This window comes from Seonamhaeicola sp. (assembly GCF_028281565.1).
Classification (GTDB): domain Bacteria; phylum Bacteroidota; class Bacteroidia; order Flavobacteriales; family Flavobacteriaceae; genus Seonamhaeicola.
The window spans coordinates 221880-238979 of the sequence record NZ_JANQJQ010000048.1; the positions used below are offsets into that span (position 1 = coordinate 221880).

The 17100-nt window shown below is 38.2% G+C and carries 8 protein-coding genes; 1 reads left to right on the forward strand and 7 read right to left on the reverse strand.

Going from position 1 to position 17100, the window contains the following annotated elements; translation table 11 throughout:
- Positions 1–30: 30 nt before the first annotated feature.
- From Q0983_RS21265 to Q0983_RS21285, 5 genes are read right to left on the reverse strand one after another with little or no spacing between them, the layout of a single operon-like run.
- A complete protein-coding gene (locus Q0983_RS21265) occupies positions 31–2667 on the reverse strand; it encodes a glycoside hydrolase family 2 protein (RefSeq protein ID WP_299557439.1) in 2637 nt (878 codons plus the stop codon).
- Position 2668: 1 nt separating this feature from the next.
- Positions 2669–4189 carry a hypothetical protein gene (locus Q0983_RS21270; RefSeq protein WP_299557442.1) on the reverse strand — a complete coding sequence of 507 codons (1521 nt, stop codon included), beginning with the start codon at positions 4187–4189 and terminating at the stop codon, positions 2669–2671.
- Between the two features lie 48 nt (positions 4190–4237).
- Positions 4238–5113: a hypothetical protein gene (locus Q0983_RS21275; protein WP_299557445.1), complete on the reverse strand. Its 876-nt coding sequence runs from the start codon at positions 5111–5113 to the stop codon at positions 4238–4240.
- Between the two features lie 17 nt (positions 5114–5130).
- Entirely contained in the window at positions 5131–6618 is a 1488-nt protein-coding gene (locus Q0983_RS21280) for a RagB/SusD family nutrient uptake outer membrane protein (RefSeq protein WP_299557447.1), read from the reverse strand.
- A gap of 11 nt (positions 6619–6629) precedes the next feature.
- Entirely contained in the window at positions 6630–9650 is a 3021-nt protein-coding gene (locus tag Q0983_RS21285) for a TonB-dependent receptor (RefSeq protein WP_299557450.1), read from the reverse strand.
- A gap of 268 nt (positions 9651–9918) precedes the next feature.
- On the opposite strand from Q0983_RS21285, the gene Q0983_RS21290 reads away from it, so the two are divergent.
- Positions 9919–10788 carry an AraC family transcriptional regulator gene (locus Q0983_RS21290; protein ID WP_299557453.1) on the forward strand — a complete coding sequence of 290 codons (870 nt, stop codon included), beginning with the start codon at positions 9919–9921 and terminating at the stop codon, positions 10786–10788.
- A 5-nt stretch (positions 10789–10793) separates the two neighbouring features.
- Here Q0983_RS21290 and Q0983_RS21295 read toward each other — a convergent pair whose 3' ends face one another.
- Together Q0983_RS21295 and Q0983_RS21300 are read right to left on the reverse strand one after the other, a co-directional pair.
- Positions 10794–11897: an SGNH/GDSL hydrolase family protein gene (locus Q0983_RS21295; protein ID WP_299557456.1), complete on the reverse strand. Its 1104-nt coding sequence runs from the start codon at positions 11895–11897 to the stop codon at positions 10794–10796.
- Between the two features lie 256 nt (positions 11898–12153).
- Entirely contained in the window at positions 12154–16911 is a 4758-nt protein-coding gene (locus tag Q0983_RS21300; protein ID WP_299557459.1) for a fibronectin type III domain-containing protein, read from the reverse strand.
- Positions 16912–17100 lie beyond the last annotated feature (189 nt).

Below are 17100 nucleotides of genomic sequence, written 5' to 3' on the forward strand. Positions count from 1 at the left end.
ATTTTATTGTTTGTTTTTTTAATTATTAAATTAGTTATTGGCATTCCAAACACTTGTTAAGGAAAAGCTATTTTTAGTTATACTCCCATCATCTTCAATAGGAATAAATTGGATACGTTTTGTTTCTCCCGGCATCATATCGAAATAATTGTCGCTAAACCTGCCATTTAACACTTCTGAAAAGACTCCGACATTTTTAGCAAAATGCTTCGAAGTTATTTTGATGTTATAGTTGTTATCATGGACTTCCCAGGACATTTCCAGTTCTGGTTTAATAAGTGCCAAATCTTTAACAGGAACAAAATAATGCCTGTCCTTAAAGATGGGCTTTCCTGCTTCTTGCAGCTCCAGCTCCAGCACAAGATTATTTGAATGTTCCTTTATTTTATTGGATCTTAGAAATTCTGTAACCAATTGAGGCTCCATAATAGAAATGGCACTGTTTGACGGTAGGATGTATTCTTTATTAATCACAGAAAGTGCTTCGCCTTTCAGATTTTTTATTCTTATAGTACTCTCAATATTTGTATCTTTTAAACGGTCTGAAACCATATGAAGACTAAGATGATCATTTTGTTGAATTGGCACAAAAGCAACATCTGAATTAGCCTTTTTCACAAAGTATTGCAACGCCTTCCAGTTACCAAAGTAATCGATGGAAGACCAGGACATCGTTGGCCATACATCGTTAAGCTGCCAATAAATCGTTCCCATATTCATAGGTTTTGATTTACGATGAAAATTAATAGCCTTTTTTATCCCCTCAGCTTGATTCAACTGACTTAAGTATATAAAACTCTCAAAATCCTTAGGACGTTTATAATAAAAATCCATGACCTCTTGCATACGGATATTGCCCGGGAAAGACCGTTGTCTACGGCTCATTAAAGGAGAATCGAAAGCCATATCTTGTGCTTCAGCCACCTTCCTCAAAGTTTTAATCTCGGGGAAAGACTGAAATCCATACTCACTCATAAACCGCCCTGTATTCTCATAAAAGGTCTCAAATGGAATGTTTCCAAACCAAACCCCCCAATAATGTCTGTCTCCCGATCTATTATTTTGAATATAGCGTATTCCTGACTTTCCTTGCTTAGCACTGGGTGAAGAGGCCCAATAGGGTTTGGTCTCATCGTGATTGCCAATCACATTAGGTAATATATCATAGAATATCTTCTCGTAATCGTTATAGATTTTTGTTGAATCTTCTTTTGAGTACTTATATTTCTCAGACCATCGCCATGGTTCCCAGCCTTCTTCAATTTCGTTATTTCCGCACCACAGAGCTATACTGGGGTGGTTTCTAAGGCGCTTTACATTATAAACAGCTTCTTCCTGAACACTTTTTAAGAAATCTTTAGTTCCCGGATAATGCATGCAGGCAAACATAAAGTCTTGCCACACCATAATACCATTCTTATCGCAGAGCTTATAAAATGCTTCATTTTCGTAAATGGCTCCACCCCACACCCTAAGCATATTCATGTTGGTTTCTTTCGCAGATTCTACCAGCCATTTATACCGGTGCTCTGTAACATTAGGAATAAACATATCTCCGGGCACCCAGTTAGCTCCTTTTATGAAGATATCTTTACCATTTAATTGAAACTTAAAGGATTCACCGAAATCATCTTGTTCCTGAACCAGTTTTATAGTCCTGATACCAAAATCCACCGTACGTTCCTCAATCTTCTGTTTAGATTTAATTTGCCCTGTTAGTCTATATAAATAAGGGTCCCCCATACCATTAGCCCACCATAACTTTGGGTTGGCTATTTTTAAGTCTAAGACATATGAATGTAGGCCTTCTTTAACCATTATATGTTTTGAGGCTAATTCATTTGTATTATCCTCACTAGCCACGGAAAGTAATAATGCTTGTTCTGTATTTGATTCGATTTCGAAAGTTGCCTTTACTAAAGCCTTATCAGATTCCAGCGCTCTAACACTATAAAAAACATCTCTTAATTTAAATGTATTCCATGCTTCCAAATACACCGGGCGCCATATCCCCATGGTAACAAGTCTGGGAGCCCAGTCCCATCCATAATGATAACTTGCCTTTCTTGTAAATGGCGCCGTTTGTTTTCCAATTTCAGCTTGTTCTGCAATAGTTGGCAATAAATAGGGATAGTTCGACAACTTTTCCTCCCCTGTTACAGAAGGCGATCTGAACACAACGTTTAGTACATTCTCTCCTTCATGAAGGTAAGGTTTAGCATCAAACCTATACAGTTTATGCATATTATCGGTTTGCCCTACTACCTCTCCATTGATAACGATATTAGCATAAGTATCTAAACCTTCAAACACCAACTCTACATGGTCGTTAGCTAAATAAGCTTTTGTACAATGAATGGTTTTTTGATATTCCCAGTTTTCTCTTTCAATCCATTGGATACTATCTTCATTAAATCTATAGTATGGATCATGAATCACTTTATTTTGAACCAAATCGGTATGCACCGTTCCGGGTACTTTAGCAGGTAACCACGCTCCCTGGACTCCAGATTGTCTGAAATACCAATCCTCCTGCAAATTTAGTTTTAGATTATCTTCTGATACCGGCTTTTGGCATGCACCAAAAAATGTAAAGAGTATAAACAAGCATAGCACTTGCATGGCTGATTGTAACAGGTCTTTATGTTTATCAAAAAACAGTTGCATATTAATAGTTGAAATTTGTAAACAAGACGAAAGATTGTCCTTTAACTTCTAAAGTATACCCATCGCTTAGGTTTAGTGAAAGCCCCATATTATGAGGTACCGGCAAACCATTGCTATCTGTAGGCCTTGTAGCTTCTTCATAAACAAATTGCTTGACATTATTTAAGGTCGTACCGGAATCAAACTTAAGATCGGCAGTATAGCTGGAAAAACCGCTATTAACTATAGCAATAGCATATTCGCTACCATTGGTAACAGCTATAGCGTTTACCCCTCTTTTATCAGGCATATCAACTTTTAATACGCTTACACCTGTTTGCATATATCTACTTAAAAGGGCATAGGAATAAAACCATGGTCTTATTTCTTCTTCTGCAGCTCCACCAAATAATTCTTCTCCAAGTATATTCCAAAACCCCCATGTTTTAAGGTCTTTACCACTACCGCCATTGGTATTATGCATGGCATCATCTAAATTCCATACTACAATCCCGGAATAACCGGCATTTATAATTTGCATGGAGGCGTCGGCGATGTCAATACCATAGAAAAAATCTTTAACATACATATTGCTATCGGTATTTGAAGCAAACGGATCGGCTTCAGCCCGTTCCAGGTTCCCCCGATAAAGTGGCGCATCTAAATTGGCATCGTACTTAAAGCCCAATTCGCCCATAATCATCTTTTTACCGGCAGGCACCTGATCAATATAAGCCTTAATGACATCTGTATAATCCTTATTCTTTACATGGATCTGACCTGGGTAAGTATGTATATCGTATAAACCAATTTTTTCGTCACCTATATCCCTGGCAGTATTCTGAATCCATGGCACTTCATTTGTTGTCCAAATGGCAATATCCGGAGCAACAAGTTTAACTTTTGTCGCTATCCCAATACTCTCCATTTGCTGATAAAAATAATTTACCGCATTGACCCACAAATCATAATTTCCTTTATTGGAAGACCAGTTACCATTAGGCTCATTAATCATATTATAATATTTAATACACGTAAAGCCTTTTGTATTTACCAGGTAGTCTACAAACCTTGCGGCATTGGTTAAATTAGTTTCATTAATAGCATTGGTATCGGGGTTTACCAAATTACCTCCCCAATCTCCAAACATAACCGTTATGTCATTATCTGTACAATATTGAAGTATCCTGGCCAAAGGCTCCAGATTAAGCTCCGGTTCATAACCACCGTTACCAGCATAGTTTGCACCGGCATCAATCATTACCCGCATTAACCTGGGTTTCATAAAATCAAGACGCCCTTGTATCTTCTGCCAGTCTGATTCAGATAGCGGTGAATTCCAATTTAAATAGGCTCGCGGATAGGCATCCCATTGCGCACCGTTTCCTATATAACTACCATTAATTACTTGAGCGGTGTTAATTTTTATCACATCATTATCACTACCTCCTGTTGGTCCCGGATCTACGGGTCCATCATCGCCACTCTGGCAGGCCATAAGTACTACCATAAGCAATAAAAACGCTATAACTTTTTTAATCATAATGCAGGCAATTTTTTAATTTAAAATTTTCAATCTAATCCACTTGGATTACTGTCTCTTAAGCGTATAAAGCACGTCCCACGCAAAATTTAAAGCGTTTTCAGGATTTCCAAAATAATCACCCCAATCTATTTCCCAGGTTTGTGGTCCCGGATCTAACTTGATTAAAATGGTATTCTCATCAATAGTCTCAATACTCTTAGCAGTTGTAACTGCATTATTGCTATCGGTAAAAGTCACGGTGCCATCGGCATTAATTTGCCATTTTCCTGCTGGTCCCGTTATCCTGTTAAACTTATCACTATAATCTTTACCTGTCGCCTCATTTATAAAGCCTGCGGATTGACCATCTGCTCCGGTGGTTCTGGTATAGCTTCCATAGACGATTCCGGCATCGTCAACAAGTTCTATTGCCGAAAACGTAATGATGTCATCAACTCCCGGTGCACTTTGGGGTAATTTATCAGCTAATGGCAAGACACCGCTGTTTCCCCATCCAAACCAATCGTCCCAGTAGAACTCCAACTTTTCGATTCGCCAGGTTCCTCCAACAGGATTTACATATTTATCTACAGTTATTTCCCAATCCTTAGATAGTCCTGATTCCGAAGTCACAGTATATATATATTTATTACCATTGGAAGCAAAATCTACTGCCTGACCAGACTCAGGAGACACTGTTGCTCCCGGGGACACCACAATATCTAAAGCCAAATTGGAAAAATCCAATTCCTTAAAAGTTGTAATGGTTGTCGCCGCATTTTCATCCAATGCACCGGGTATGTTAGGTGTTCCTACTTGTCCATCTATCCCAACGGCCAGTATGCGTCTTTCATTATTATTAGTGATCTCCTCTGTTTCGCTACAATTAAACATCATAGATGCCACAAACAAAACCAGCCATGTCTTATAAAACGTTTTCATAATCTTATTGTATTAAATTATAAACTTGGATTTCTATCTATTTCTTCAAAAGGAATATCAAAAAAGTATACGCCGTTGGTCAGGGTTTTAGCATAAGGTGCATTTGCCAAAACCGCTTCCATTTTACCGGTCCTTCTTAGATCATATAATCTGTTAAACTCATAGGCTAACTCCCAGGCTCTTTCCTGAAGCACAGCATCTCTAAAAGCTGCATCACCGGCAAAATCACCCATTGTGTAAGTACTTAGATTAGCCCTTGAACGAATTTGATTTAGGGCATTTATACCTTCTGCTGTATTGCCACAGGCTTCGGCATAAGTGAGTAATACCTCTGAAAACCTGACTATAGGAATGCGGTTTCCGGAATTTTCTCCACCGGAACGATTAGCATCCAAATACTTTAAAGTATAAGGTCTATCACCATTTGTATTGACCTGGTTCCCGGAAGCATCTATATATGAAGTCATAAACAACAATTGTTTTCTTCGGTCATTATCGTCAAACGAATTATAAAAAGGCGTTTCTACAATAACATGGTCCCAACCAAAATCTATGGTATGCCCTCCTTGTTCCGGAAGCAGTGTAAATCCGGTCTGAACAAAAGGTGTTGACAATAAACTCATCATGTTTGTTGGCCCTATTTCAGTTCTGGACGCTACTACGCTAAAAATATTTTCCGGACTCGATGCCGGGTCTAAACTTTGAACAGGGTCAAAAATATTTTGAATATTAGCATCTAAACCAAACTGCGTTTGTCCATTTACCACCTCGCCGGAATATTGCTTAGCTAAATTGTAATTTGTATTGGCATCTGCAAAACCATAACCGGCAAGCCCTGATTGAGACGCCGAAGCCAAAAACAGATGTACATTGGCTAACAAGCCTTGCGCTGCTGTTTTGTTTGCCCTACCATATCTGTATTGCGTATCCATTAAAGTGATGGCTGCCTGTAAATCTTCAATGATATAGGCATAAATGTTTTCAATAGAAGCAAGCTCTAAACCGGCACTATTAAAATCGGTCATAAGCTCCTTTCTTAAGGGTACCTGACCGAACAAGCGAACCAGGTTGTAATAATTAAATGCTCTCAGAAAATGAGCCTCACCGATAAGGTGATCTTTGTAGTTTTCATCCATTGCTATGGATGGCACATTATTAATTATTGGAAATGTTCTATTTATGGTTAAATAGCAGTGACGAAATACATTGGCTAGATCTGCTGTAGTATTCGTTGTAACATAATTATCAAGTTCGTGTTGTCCCGCCTCTGCATCCGATTTTTGAGTAAACTCCTCCGTAGCACAATGTGCAACATAATAGTAATATCTGGAAAAGTACCCTAACTCAGGAAGTACTGCATAAGCATACAAAACGGCTGATTCTGCATCACTTGCCGATTGATAAAAATTTTCTTCATTGAGAAACCCCTTTGGAGTTTCATCAAGAGAACAAGCGGTGAATAAACCACTTGCTATAATTAAAAATAAATATTTAATAGTTTTCATATTAAGTTTTTTTATAGTGTTAGGTTTAATCCAAAAGTAAATGTCCTGTATTTCGGATACGTTCCATAATCAACGCCTCCCTCTATTTCCGGGTCTGCACCGCTAAACCTGGTGAACGTATATAAATTGGTGCCCGTTACATAAAGTCTTAAATTTTGAACTCCCGGGATAGTTTCAGAGGGTAAACTATAACCTAAAGTAACGTTAGATATGCGAAGGAATGAACCGGCTTCTATCCACCAATCTGATATTTTATTCAAACGCCCTCCTCTTAAACTTGGCCATTCGTTGGTTCTATTGTCAACGGTCCACCGGTTTAGTGATCGTAACCCTTCAAATTTCTTTATCGCTACGATATCATTACCAATAGTTCCATATACCTGGGCACTAAAGTCAAAATTCTTATATCTAAATTCTGATGTAAGTCCAACTACAAGATCTGGTTGTGTACTCCCTATTACCGTTCTGTCCAATTCATTGATAATTCCATCCGGTACACCGTCAGGCCCACTGATATCAACATATTTAAATTCACCCGGCATGGCTTCATCTCCTACTAATCCGGCTTCCTGACCTTCTGCTAAGGACTGCACAATACCATCTACTTTATAGCCAACAATGATGTTCATTGGCTGACCATTACGCCATCTTGTTGGATAATCTCTAAAGGATTCTATATAACCTCCGGTCCTTAGACCTTCTCCAACGCCTTCTTCTCCAATATCTACAACTTCGTTTTCATTATGCGATAACGTTCCTAAGATATTCCACTGAAATTCCCCTTGCAATATAGTAGCGTCTACAGAGAGGTCATATCCGGTATTCAATATCTTACCTCCGTTAATCCAAACATCGTCAAATCCAGATGAAAATGGCAATCTTTGTTTTCTTAATAAATCTGTAGATTCTTTACGATAGTAATCGGCCGTTATGGAAACCCTATTGTTAAACAAGCCTAAATCCAGACCAAAATCTAATTGCGATGTTGTTTCCCATTGCAAGGCCGGATTTCCATTTTGATAGGGCCCATATCCTGTGACCAAAGTCCCGTTTGCAAAATATCTTCTTGACCCATATTGGTTAAGTGTCGCATATGGTGTAATCGCCTGATTTCCTGAATACCCGAAACTGGTTCTTAATTTTAAAGTTGATACCACATTTTGATCAGACATGAAGTTTTCGTTATGCACTTTCCAGGCAATGGCTCCTGAAGGGAAAAATCCGTACTTATTTAAGGCTCCGAATTTAGAAGACCCGTCGTATCTTCCCGAAAGCGTCAACAAATATCTGTCGTCAAATGCGTAAGTAAGCCTTGAAATAAAAGATTGTAATGTTTGTTCCTGAAACCAATTTTCTAATTTTCGAGTCATGGCTGCATTTAAGTCTTCATTCCCCAGGGCGTCGTTCACAAATCCTTCTCCCCTGAGTTTAGAAGTTCGTATTTGCCTTTTTTCACTGGAATATCCCGCCATAGCACTTACTTCATGTTTTTCAGAAAATGTATTCTTATACGTTACATAGGCCTCATTTAAAAGCGTGTACCCCGTATAATTATTAATCTCTCCAACACCGTTAAACAAATTACCGGACGATGTTGTTCTTGGCTCATAATAATCGCCAATAGAATGCCCTAAATTAATCCCGGATTGCGCCCTTAAATTTAAATTCTTTACAACGTTCCAGTCTATATATGCCAGTGCATTAACATCGTATTCATTGCTAACATCGGTAACTTCATTAGCTAACATTACGGGATTGAAAAAATCTCCGGCGCCATTGGTGAAGTAACTCCCATCCGGGTTAAAAACGGGTATAAGAGGCGAACGCCCAATACCAAAACCTGACTGGGTTCTATTTCTTTTGACATAACTTAGCGCGAGGTTTGTTCCATATTTAAACCCGCCTCTGGCCTTCTGGTCTAACCTACCTCTAAACGTAAAATTTTGATAATCATTACCAATAAGCACTCCCGTTTGATCAAAAATATTTCCGGAAACAGCATAAGCCGTATTGTCATCCCCTCCAGTTATACCTATATTGACATTTTGCGTTAAAGCTTCTCTTAAAATCACATCTGCCCAATCTGTATTTATACCCCAGGAACCATCTGCTATCTCTAACAGAGAAGGGTAATAAACACCGGTTGACGGGTCTACGGCACCAACATATAATGGCGTTACATTTCTTGTATCATTTTCTAAGGTTTCATTGCTTATGGATGCAAAAGTCAGTGGATCTGTAATAAGGTTTAATCTATCCCGATCTACCATCTGAAAACCGGTTTGGGCTTTTATTTCGAATTTTGCTTTTTGATTATTCTTACCGCTTTTAGTTGTAATGATTATGACACCATTAGCTCCTCTGGACCCATAAATAGCAGCTGCAGAAGCATCTTTCAATACCTCAATCGATGCAATATCGTTGGGGTTCAATTGCTTTAAATTACCGGCATCACTATAAGGAAAACCATCTACCACATATAACGGACTGTTACTACCTTCTCTGGAGCTTAATCCCCTAATGCGAACCGCTACACCTGCACCCGGTTCACCGGAAGTTTGTGTTACCTGCACACCTGCAACCTTTCCTTGTAACAACACATCTACAGACGGCGAAGGCGTTTCTTCAAGCTTTTCTGCCTTTAATGACACTACAGCTCCTGTTAAATCACTTTTTTTAACAGCTCCATAACCAATCACAACCACTTCTTTTAAAGACTCCGCATCCTCCTGCATAACGACATCGACAACCTGCCTCCCTGCAACTTTCAATTCCTGAGTAACAAACCCGAGATAAGAAAACACCAATACACTTTCAGAGTCCTCAATTTTAATTACGTAGTTCCCATCAAAATCTGACGCTGCACCATTCGATGTTCCCTTTACTAAAATATTCACTCCCGGCATAGGATTTCCATTAACATCTTGTACCGTCCCACGCACTTCGGATCTACTTTGACCATAAAAATTACTACCCCACATCATCAACATAGTGAGTAAAGCAAATTTTAATCTTACTTTAAAACTGTTCATACATTAATTACTTAAAATTTAGAATTTAGTTTAGTTACTATTTAATATCTAGTTGACAAATTTACTAACTAAATATGTATTAAAACTAATACTTTAAAGCTACTATTTGATACAATTACAGTTCAAAAAACCATAAAAAATCCTTATAAACCTATATATCAGTTATTTAAATCAAAAATCAAAAAACATACTATTATGAAATTATTTTATATATTTGTTTCAATCTTAGAGCATTTTAATGCGATATAAACTACCAAAAACTAATAATATGAGCATTATAGAAAGAGAAATTACCCCGATTAAAGATGAAGATTTTTTCATTGTTCTAAATAATTACAATGCCAAATTCGACTTTCCCGTTCATTACCACCCTGAATTTGAGCTAAACTTTGTATTTAATTCCAATGGTAAAAGAATTGTGGGTGATTCTATTTTGGAATACTCGGCCTCCGACCTGGTATTAGTAGGCCCTAACACCCCTCATGCCTGGATGGGAAACAACAACCATGATGAGGCCCGCGTTATCACCATTCAGTTTCAGCAAAATTTATTCTCGCAAGAAACTTTGGATCGCAAATTAATGACCCCGGTTCGGGAAATGATAAACAAATCATACAGGGGTATATTGTTTTCCGAAGAAACCCAAAAAACTATTTCCAAAAGGATTTTAAAACTTTGTGACATATCCGGTTTTGATTCTTTTCTTGAATTTTTGTCGATCCTATACGACCTTTCCATTTCAAGAAACCAAACATTATTAAGCAGCGCTTCATTTGTAAACAAATTTGAAAACAGTAAAAGCGAACGCATAAAAATTGTTTCCGATTTCATATTGTCAAATTATAAAAATAACATCAAGTTAAAAGAAGCTGCGGATATGATAAACATGTCTGAAACCGCTTTTAGTCATTTTTTTAAAAGACACACTCACAGGTCTTTCACAGAATACATACACGATGTAAGAGTAGGAAACGCTGCCAGACTTCTTATAGAATCTGAAGACTCCATTGCCGAAATTTGCTACGAATGCGGTTTCAACAACTTATCTAACTTTAACCGAATCTTCAAAAAGAAAAAAGGATGCACCCCAAGGGAGTTTAAAACAAGCCAGGAACTCATCCTAAAACACAAAGTATAACATGCTTATTGCCAACTTATCTTATTTTGAATAAAACTTATCAAACTATCAGCCAACACTTGCTGTTCTTTTTCATTAGGATGGCCAGGCGTGTCCTTATAAGGGACAATTAAATAATACAGCTCGTTATCGTTTAACTCCTCTACAGCCCGCTTTATATATTCGCCCCATACAGAATCTTTACTTGTTGCATCCATGTTACCCAAGACACAAACTATTTTTGTATTAGGATATACCTCCCTTAAACGCTTTATAAAATCCTTATAGGATTTCACTATATGACCATCGTCCGGAGTGCCGTTACCAAACTTCTTTTTAAAACCGGTTCTTTCAGGTAAATTAACCAGCCAGGAATCATTCTGAAACAAATTAATAACAACAATACCTGGCTTATAGCTATTAAAGTCCCATTTACTTAAGGAATCATTAGGATTCAACCTGTCATAGAGCTCTCCCATAACCATATCATCCCAACCCAACATAATGCCTATACCACTTCTACATATGGCATGATACTCGGCATCAAAATACCTTGCGGTAATGGCTGCATAACTTTTATAATTATTGGTATAAGTGCTATCTGGCGAATCTTTTCCACTTAGATCTTCCACTGCGTATCCGGCAGTAATAGAATCCCCATAAAATTCTATCTTTTTCTTTTTTGGTTTGAGCTTCAAAATTTCGGGATTTTCTCCCGCAACTGTAAAACCATAAACCTCTGATGTTCCTCTTGTCCACTCCGTCCGTTTGAATATTTTTATTATGTGCTGCTCATCCTGAAGCCCCCTGGCCAGATTATATGTTTTTCTTGTTTTATCCGGTCTTAATACCAAATAGAGGCTATCATCTACAAACACATTATAATAATTATCTCCTTGATCATCTATCATATCAACGCTTAAACCTGTTCCTTTAAAACGCATTTCAATAGATGTTCCCGACCAATACAGCCTCAGCCCTCCATCTTCACTAAACTCTGTTCTACCCTGTACCTTAATCTGAGGATTACCCATACTAATAGTCAGGGTTTTATAAGCCGCACCACAGCTACATAAAAAAGTTCCTAAACAGAAAACAATGACTATTCTTAACACCTTTATTTTAGTCATAATATCTAATAATTAACATTTCGAATGTATTCAGAGAAAAACCATACCAGTTATCAAAACTATTTAAAAAACCTAAACACCATGTAATAGTTTTAATAAGTTACCTGATAAAATTCAAAGTTTTTAAAACAAAATACTTGCCTTCAAAAAGAAAAGGGGCTTACCAAAAGATGGCATCCCTTTTCTTATAACGCTACAATCAGTTTTCTGCCTAGAAAGAAATTCTAACTACCTGCAAACAAACAACAAACTAAAACTATTTTTTAACAAACTTAAAAGTGCGTTCAACGCCTTTTACAGTACTGATTTTGATAAAATAAAGTCCTTTACTAACATTAGAAAGTTCTAAATTTATCACGCCTTCATTGGCTCCATTCAGACGCATTATTTCCCGACCGGATAAATTATAGACCCTGAGGGTTTTTATTTCAAGATTATGGTTCGTTATATATATCCTATCGGTTGCAGGATTTGGATACACTACAATGTCACCAACCTCATTCTTTTCATTAACTTCCAAACGCTCTTCCTTCTTAACATTCTTAGAGGCCGTATTAGAAGCCCCATTCAAAGCAGTTAATGCAATAGTTCTAAACTGGGCTTCTGTCGGCAATGCTCCCCCATTGGCATTTTTAAAGTCAATAATGCCCTGCTTTGCCGCAGCATAATAGTTCTTATAGGTGTGATATATCTTTTGCTTTCTGTTAAGATTATCGACCATCCAAAAGCCATTCTGTGTATTCCAACCTGCTTTATGTTCATTTCCATAAAATGTCCAATACAAGGCAAAAGGGGCTCCCCATTCTAGGGCCGCTTTCATTACATTTCTGGACCATGCATCTTGCTGTTCCTGATTCAAAGGCTCTTTATAATAATCATTAGCCGCTGGATTGTCTTTTTTCTCTCTTCCGTTAGGATATCCAAACTCGCCTATAAAAACACGTTTCTCAAATGGTAAACCGGCTTTAGCAGGCAATGCATTTTCAAGAGCGTTTAAAACTTCAAACAAACTTGTTTTAACATCAGCTTCCGTATTGTATTGCTTGGTTGCATCGTAACATGAGTAAGACACAAAGTCTACATTCGTATGCGGCAATACGTGTGACATTATGCTTGGCAAGTTATTATCTATAGTCCTTACTTTAGGAAGGTTAACCTCTACATAATTATATACTTCCACGTCATGATGAACGGTATGCGTTCTTGCACTATCAACTGCTCTTTGTCTTGCATTTAATTGTTGTATCATGCCATCTATTCTGGCCTGACTTACATTGGGATTCATAATATTCCAATCTTCTACCCCGGAATTAGCATTTACCAATTCCCAATCTGCTTCCCATTGTCCAATAAAGAATTTCTTATTGGTGCCTTTATACCTGTCCAGCAAATACTCAGTTAGTTTGTAAACATTATCCTTTTCATTATTTACTTCAGTGGGTGTTATACCATCTCTTATCCAAACATTTGGTGAGTACACCCATAAGAAAACATACTTGAACTCCTCCATATCCAGAGCATCCTTTAAAAACTGATTGCTGTTAATGGCATTTAAAGATGATGAAGAGCCCGGGTCCGGGCTTACATAATTCCCGGGAGAGAGCGTCATTTTCAATATATTAGTTCCCATCGCAGCCATACCTTGCGCCGTTTCCGTTAACTTATCCGTACTTGTAAATTGATAATCCGGTCCAAAGGTTTGTGTCCCAAAAATATAATTGAAATCGTCGGGAACCGGTGAACTGCCAGGTGACGCTGTAGTACTCTGCGTAATAGAGCTACTAAAATTCGTAGACTCATTTCCGGCGACGTCTACCGATTTAACTTTTATGCTATAAGATGTACTGGCCGTTAGATCATATAACAAAACTTTATTGGATGTTGTGGTCGTATGCAAAACATTATTTAAATACACTTTGTACTTATCTACTAAACTATTATCCGTAGCCTTATCCCAGGACACCACCATCATATTATCTGTAACCTCACTTGCCGCTAAATTTGCAGGTGCTGTAGGTGGTTGGGTATCACCGGCAATATCAAATCGAATTAATTCATCAACGTACCAGGTTTGACCGGACACCCCATTATTATAGTCATTAGCATCTACCATAATCAGTAAATCTTTATACTTACCGGAAGGTGCTCCGCGCATATCAAATATAAGTTCTTCCCATCCGGTTTCACCATTACCATGGGAGTAGGCAGCCTGATAATAATAATCGTTGTCATCATGCGGTACCTTTTGAAGCTTTAACTGAATCTGTCCTCTTCCATGCACCCCGTTAATTTTTAATTTAAAATATGGCTTCGTTGTAAAATCAAAAAACTGTGATGCACTTAGTTTTAAATAAGGATATGCGGAACCATTAGTAATCACTTTGGCACAACTTGCACTATTATTATCACTATTCACCACGGGGTTGGCTATAACTTCATAAGAGCACCCGCCATTAGCCCAGGTTGGTGTAACATCATCCCAGTTACTTACAACCTCATGCAATATTTGGTTGGTTGGCGGGGTGCTTCCCAACAGATTATTAGATTGTACTAAGCCTATAAGCAAATCGGACATCGTTTGTGCTCTAGCTCTACTTGGATGCCCCATGGACCCCGGGGTATTAACATTTCCAGGGGTATGCGGAAAAATAAGCGAGTAAGTATTAGTTCCTAAAGTATTAGCTGCATTAGTAACGTAGTTTTGATAATCCGTATTTGCAGCCGCATCCATATCGCCAAGCGATAACACCACTGGGATCTGACTACCATTGGTATATTTTGCCCTAACATTATTTACGAAGTCGATGTAATTCTGCGTTATATCTCCATTAGCTGCAGCATTCCAATAATCATTCTGCCCCAGATTAATCACAATTAAATCCGGTGTCCATTGCGAAAAATCCCAGGCAAAACTAGCATCAGAATCTAAAACTCTTGTATAGGTTGAAGTCATAGGAACACCTCCCCAGGGGTCAGATTTTAAAGCAATACCAGACCGCGCTATAACATGATACTCTGCATTTAAAGCTCGCGAGGCTAAACCGGAATACGAATAATAATTATTTTTATAAGCCGGTCCTCCATCATCTGCGCCATTGGTTCTTGCAAAATCATCAATGGCATAACCCACAGTTTGCGAATCGCCATAATACTCAATTTTGTATTGCGGCTTGGTATAAGTTTCTAAAGTCTTTCCTGATTGTAATTCAAATTCCTCAAAAGCAATATAACCATCAAACCCATCCGTTATTTTATATATTTCGGCCGTATGCGATTGATTACTATTGAGACCTGAGGCTAAAGTATACACCGATGTTCCTGCAGACAATACCAACTTAGGTTGCGGTACACCGTCTATAACTACCTTAGCATAGTTATTACCATTGTTAGCTACACAATTAATTTTTGCCTTAAGTGTACTACCTTGAAATTTCATCCGTACGCCTGCACCTGGCCACGCTACTTTTGTAAACTGAGAATTCCTCTGGTCTATGCGTCCTATATAGGCTAATAATGCATTATTATGGTTAATTATAGATGGCCCTCCACCGGCTGCGTTTGTCGTCACGTTAGCGGTATTACTTGAAACTGACTCATTACCTGCCGCATCGATAGCCTTAACAGTAAACGCATAGGATGTTGCTGCTGATAATCCCGAAACCGCATAAGATGTTCCTGTTGGAGATGCAATTAAAGTACCGCTCTGGTATACTTTATATCCTGTTACGCCAACATTGTCTGTTGCGCCACTCCATGATAAATCTACAGAACTCGAAGTAACATTAGATGAAGATAAGGTTGGTGCCGTTGGCGCTTGTGTATCTGTTGCGCTTCCGCCCAATGTATATGCAAAAGGCGCACTGGCATGTTCTATAAATGACTGATCAATAGCCTTTACAACATAATTATGACTGGTACCCTGGCTAATACCATTAATAGTATAAGCAGTAGCGGATCCGTTAGCCCACGCCACATAGCCATTATCCTTATAAATATTATATCCTTGTGGTGTATAATTTGTTGGTGCCGTCCAATTAAGTACAAAACCTGTTGCGGTAGCATTGGTAGCATTCAAATTAGTAGGCTCGTCACTAGCTCCGGAAGCCCCGGAGGTTTGTACAGCCAATGCAGCACTCTGAGCAGACTCGTTACCGGCTGCATCGGTTGCAGCAACCGTTACATTATAACTTGTTGAAACACTCAGCCCTGTTATACTTGTATTGGTTCCTGACACAGACTTATTCAAAGTACCATCCAGATAAACCTTGTATCCGGTAACACCAACATTATCAGTTGATGCACTCCAACTCAAATTAAACGCACTTGAAGTTATCCCCGAGCTTGACAGACCTGTTGGCACTGTAGGCGCTTGTGTATCTGAAGCTGCACTCGTAGTCACATTAGCAGTATTACTTAAAGCCGAATTATTGCCGGCTGCATCATAGGCTGAAACCGTAAAGGCATAGTTAGTTGATGCCGATAAACCAATAGCTTGATACGTAGCCCCTGGCTGATTCGCTATTTCTGTACCATCCCTGTAGATCTTATAACCTGTAACACCAACATTATCCGTTGCCCCAGACCATGATAAATCCACTGTATTTTCTGTTATATTTGATGAAGACAGCGTTGGTGCTGTTGGTGCTTGCGTATCACCTCCACTGCCAAGTACAAAATTAAACGTGGCACTGGCATGCTCAACAAAAGAACCATCCTGTATGGCCTTCACAACATAATCATGACTAATGCCTTGGGTAATTCCCGTAAAATTATAAGATAATGAACTACCATTTACCCAGGCTACATAACCGCCATCTTTATACAAATTATACCCTTGTATGGTATAACCTGTTGGCGCTGTCCAGTTCAATGTAAATCCATTTGCGGTTTCATTTGTGGCATTTAAATTAGTAGGAATGCCGGATTGACCATAAGACTGGTTCCCGCCCAGTATGGAAAACACAAAAATCAGAAAACCGATTTTCGAAATACTTTTCTGCGATAATTTAATCATAGTATTAATACTTTTTAGTTTAGCGTTATGCAATCTATTGATATACAACAAAATACATAAATACTTTAGCGCTCGTTTCTCATACTTTTATGACTAAAACCAAGAATAGTATTACTTTATGTTATAATTAAATTAGCGACTCCTTAAATTAAACTGTGCTTATTATCACCCCTTACATAATGTACATTT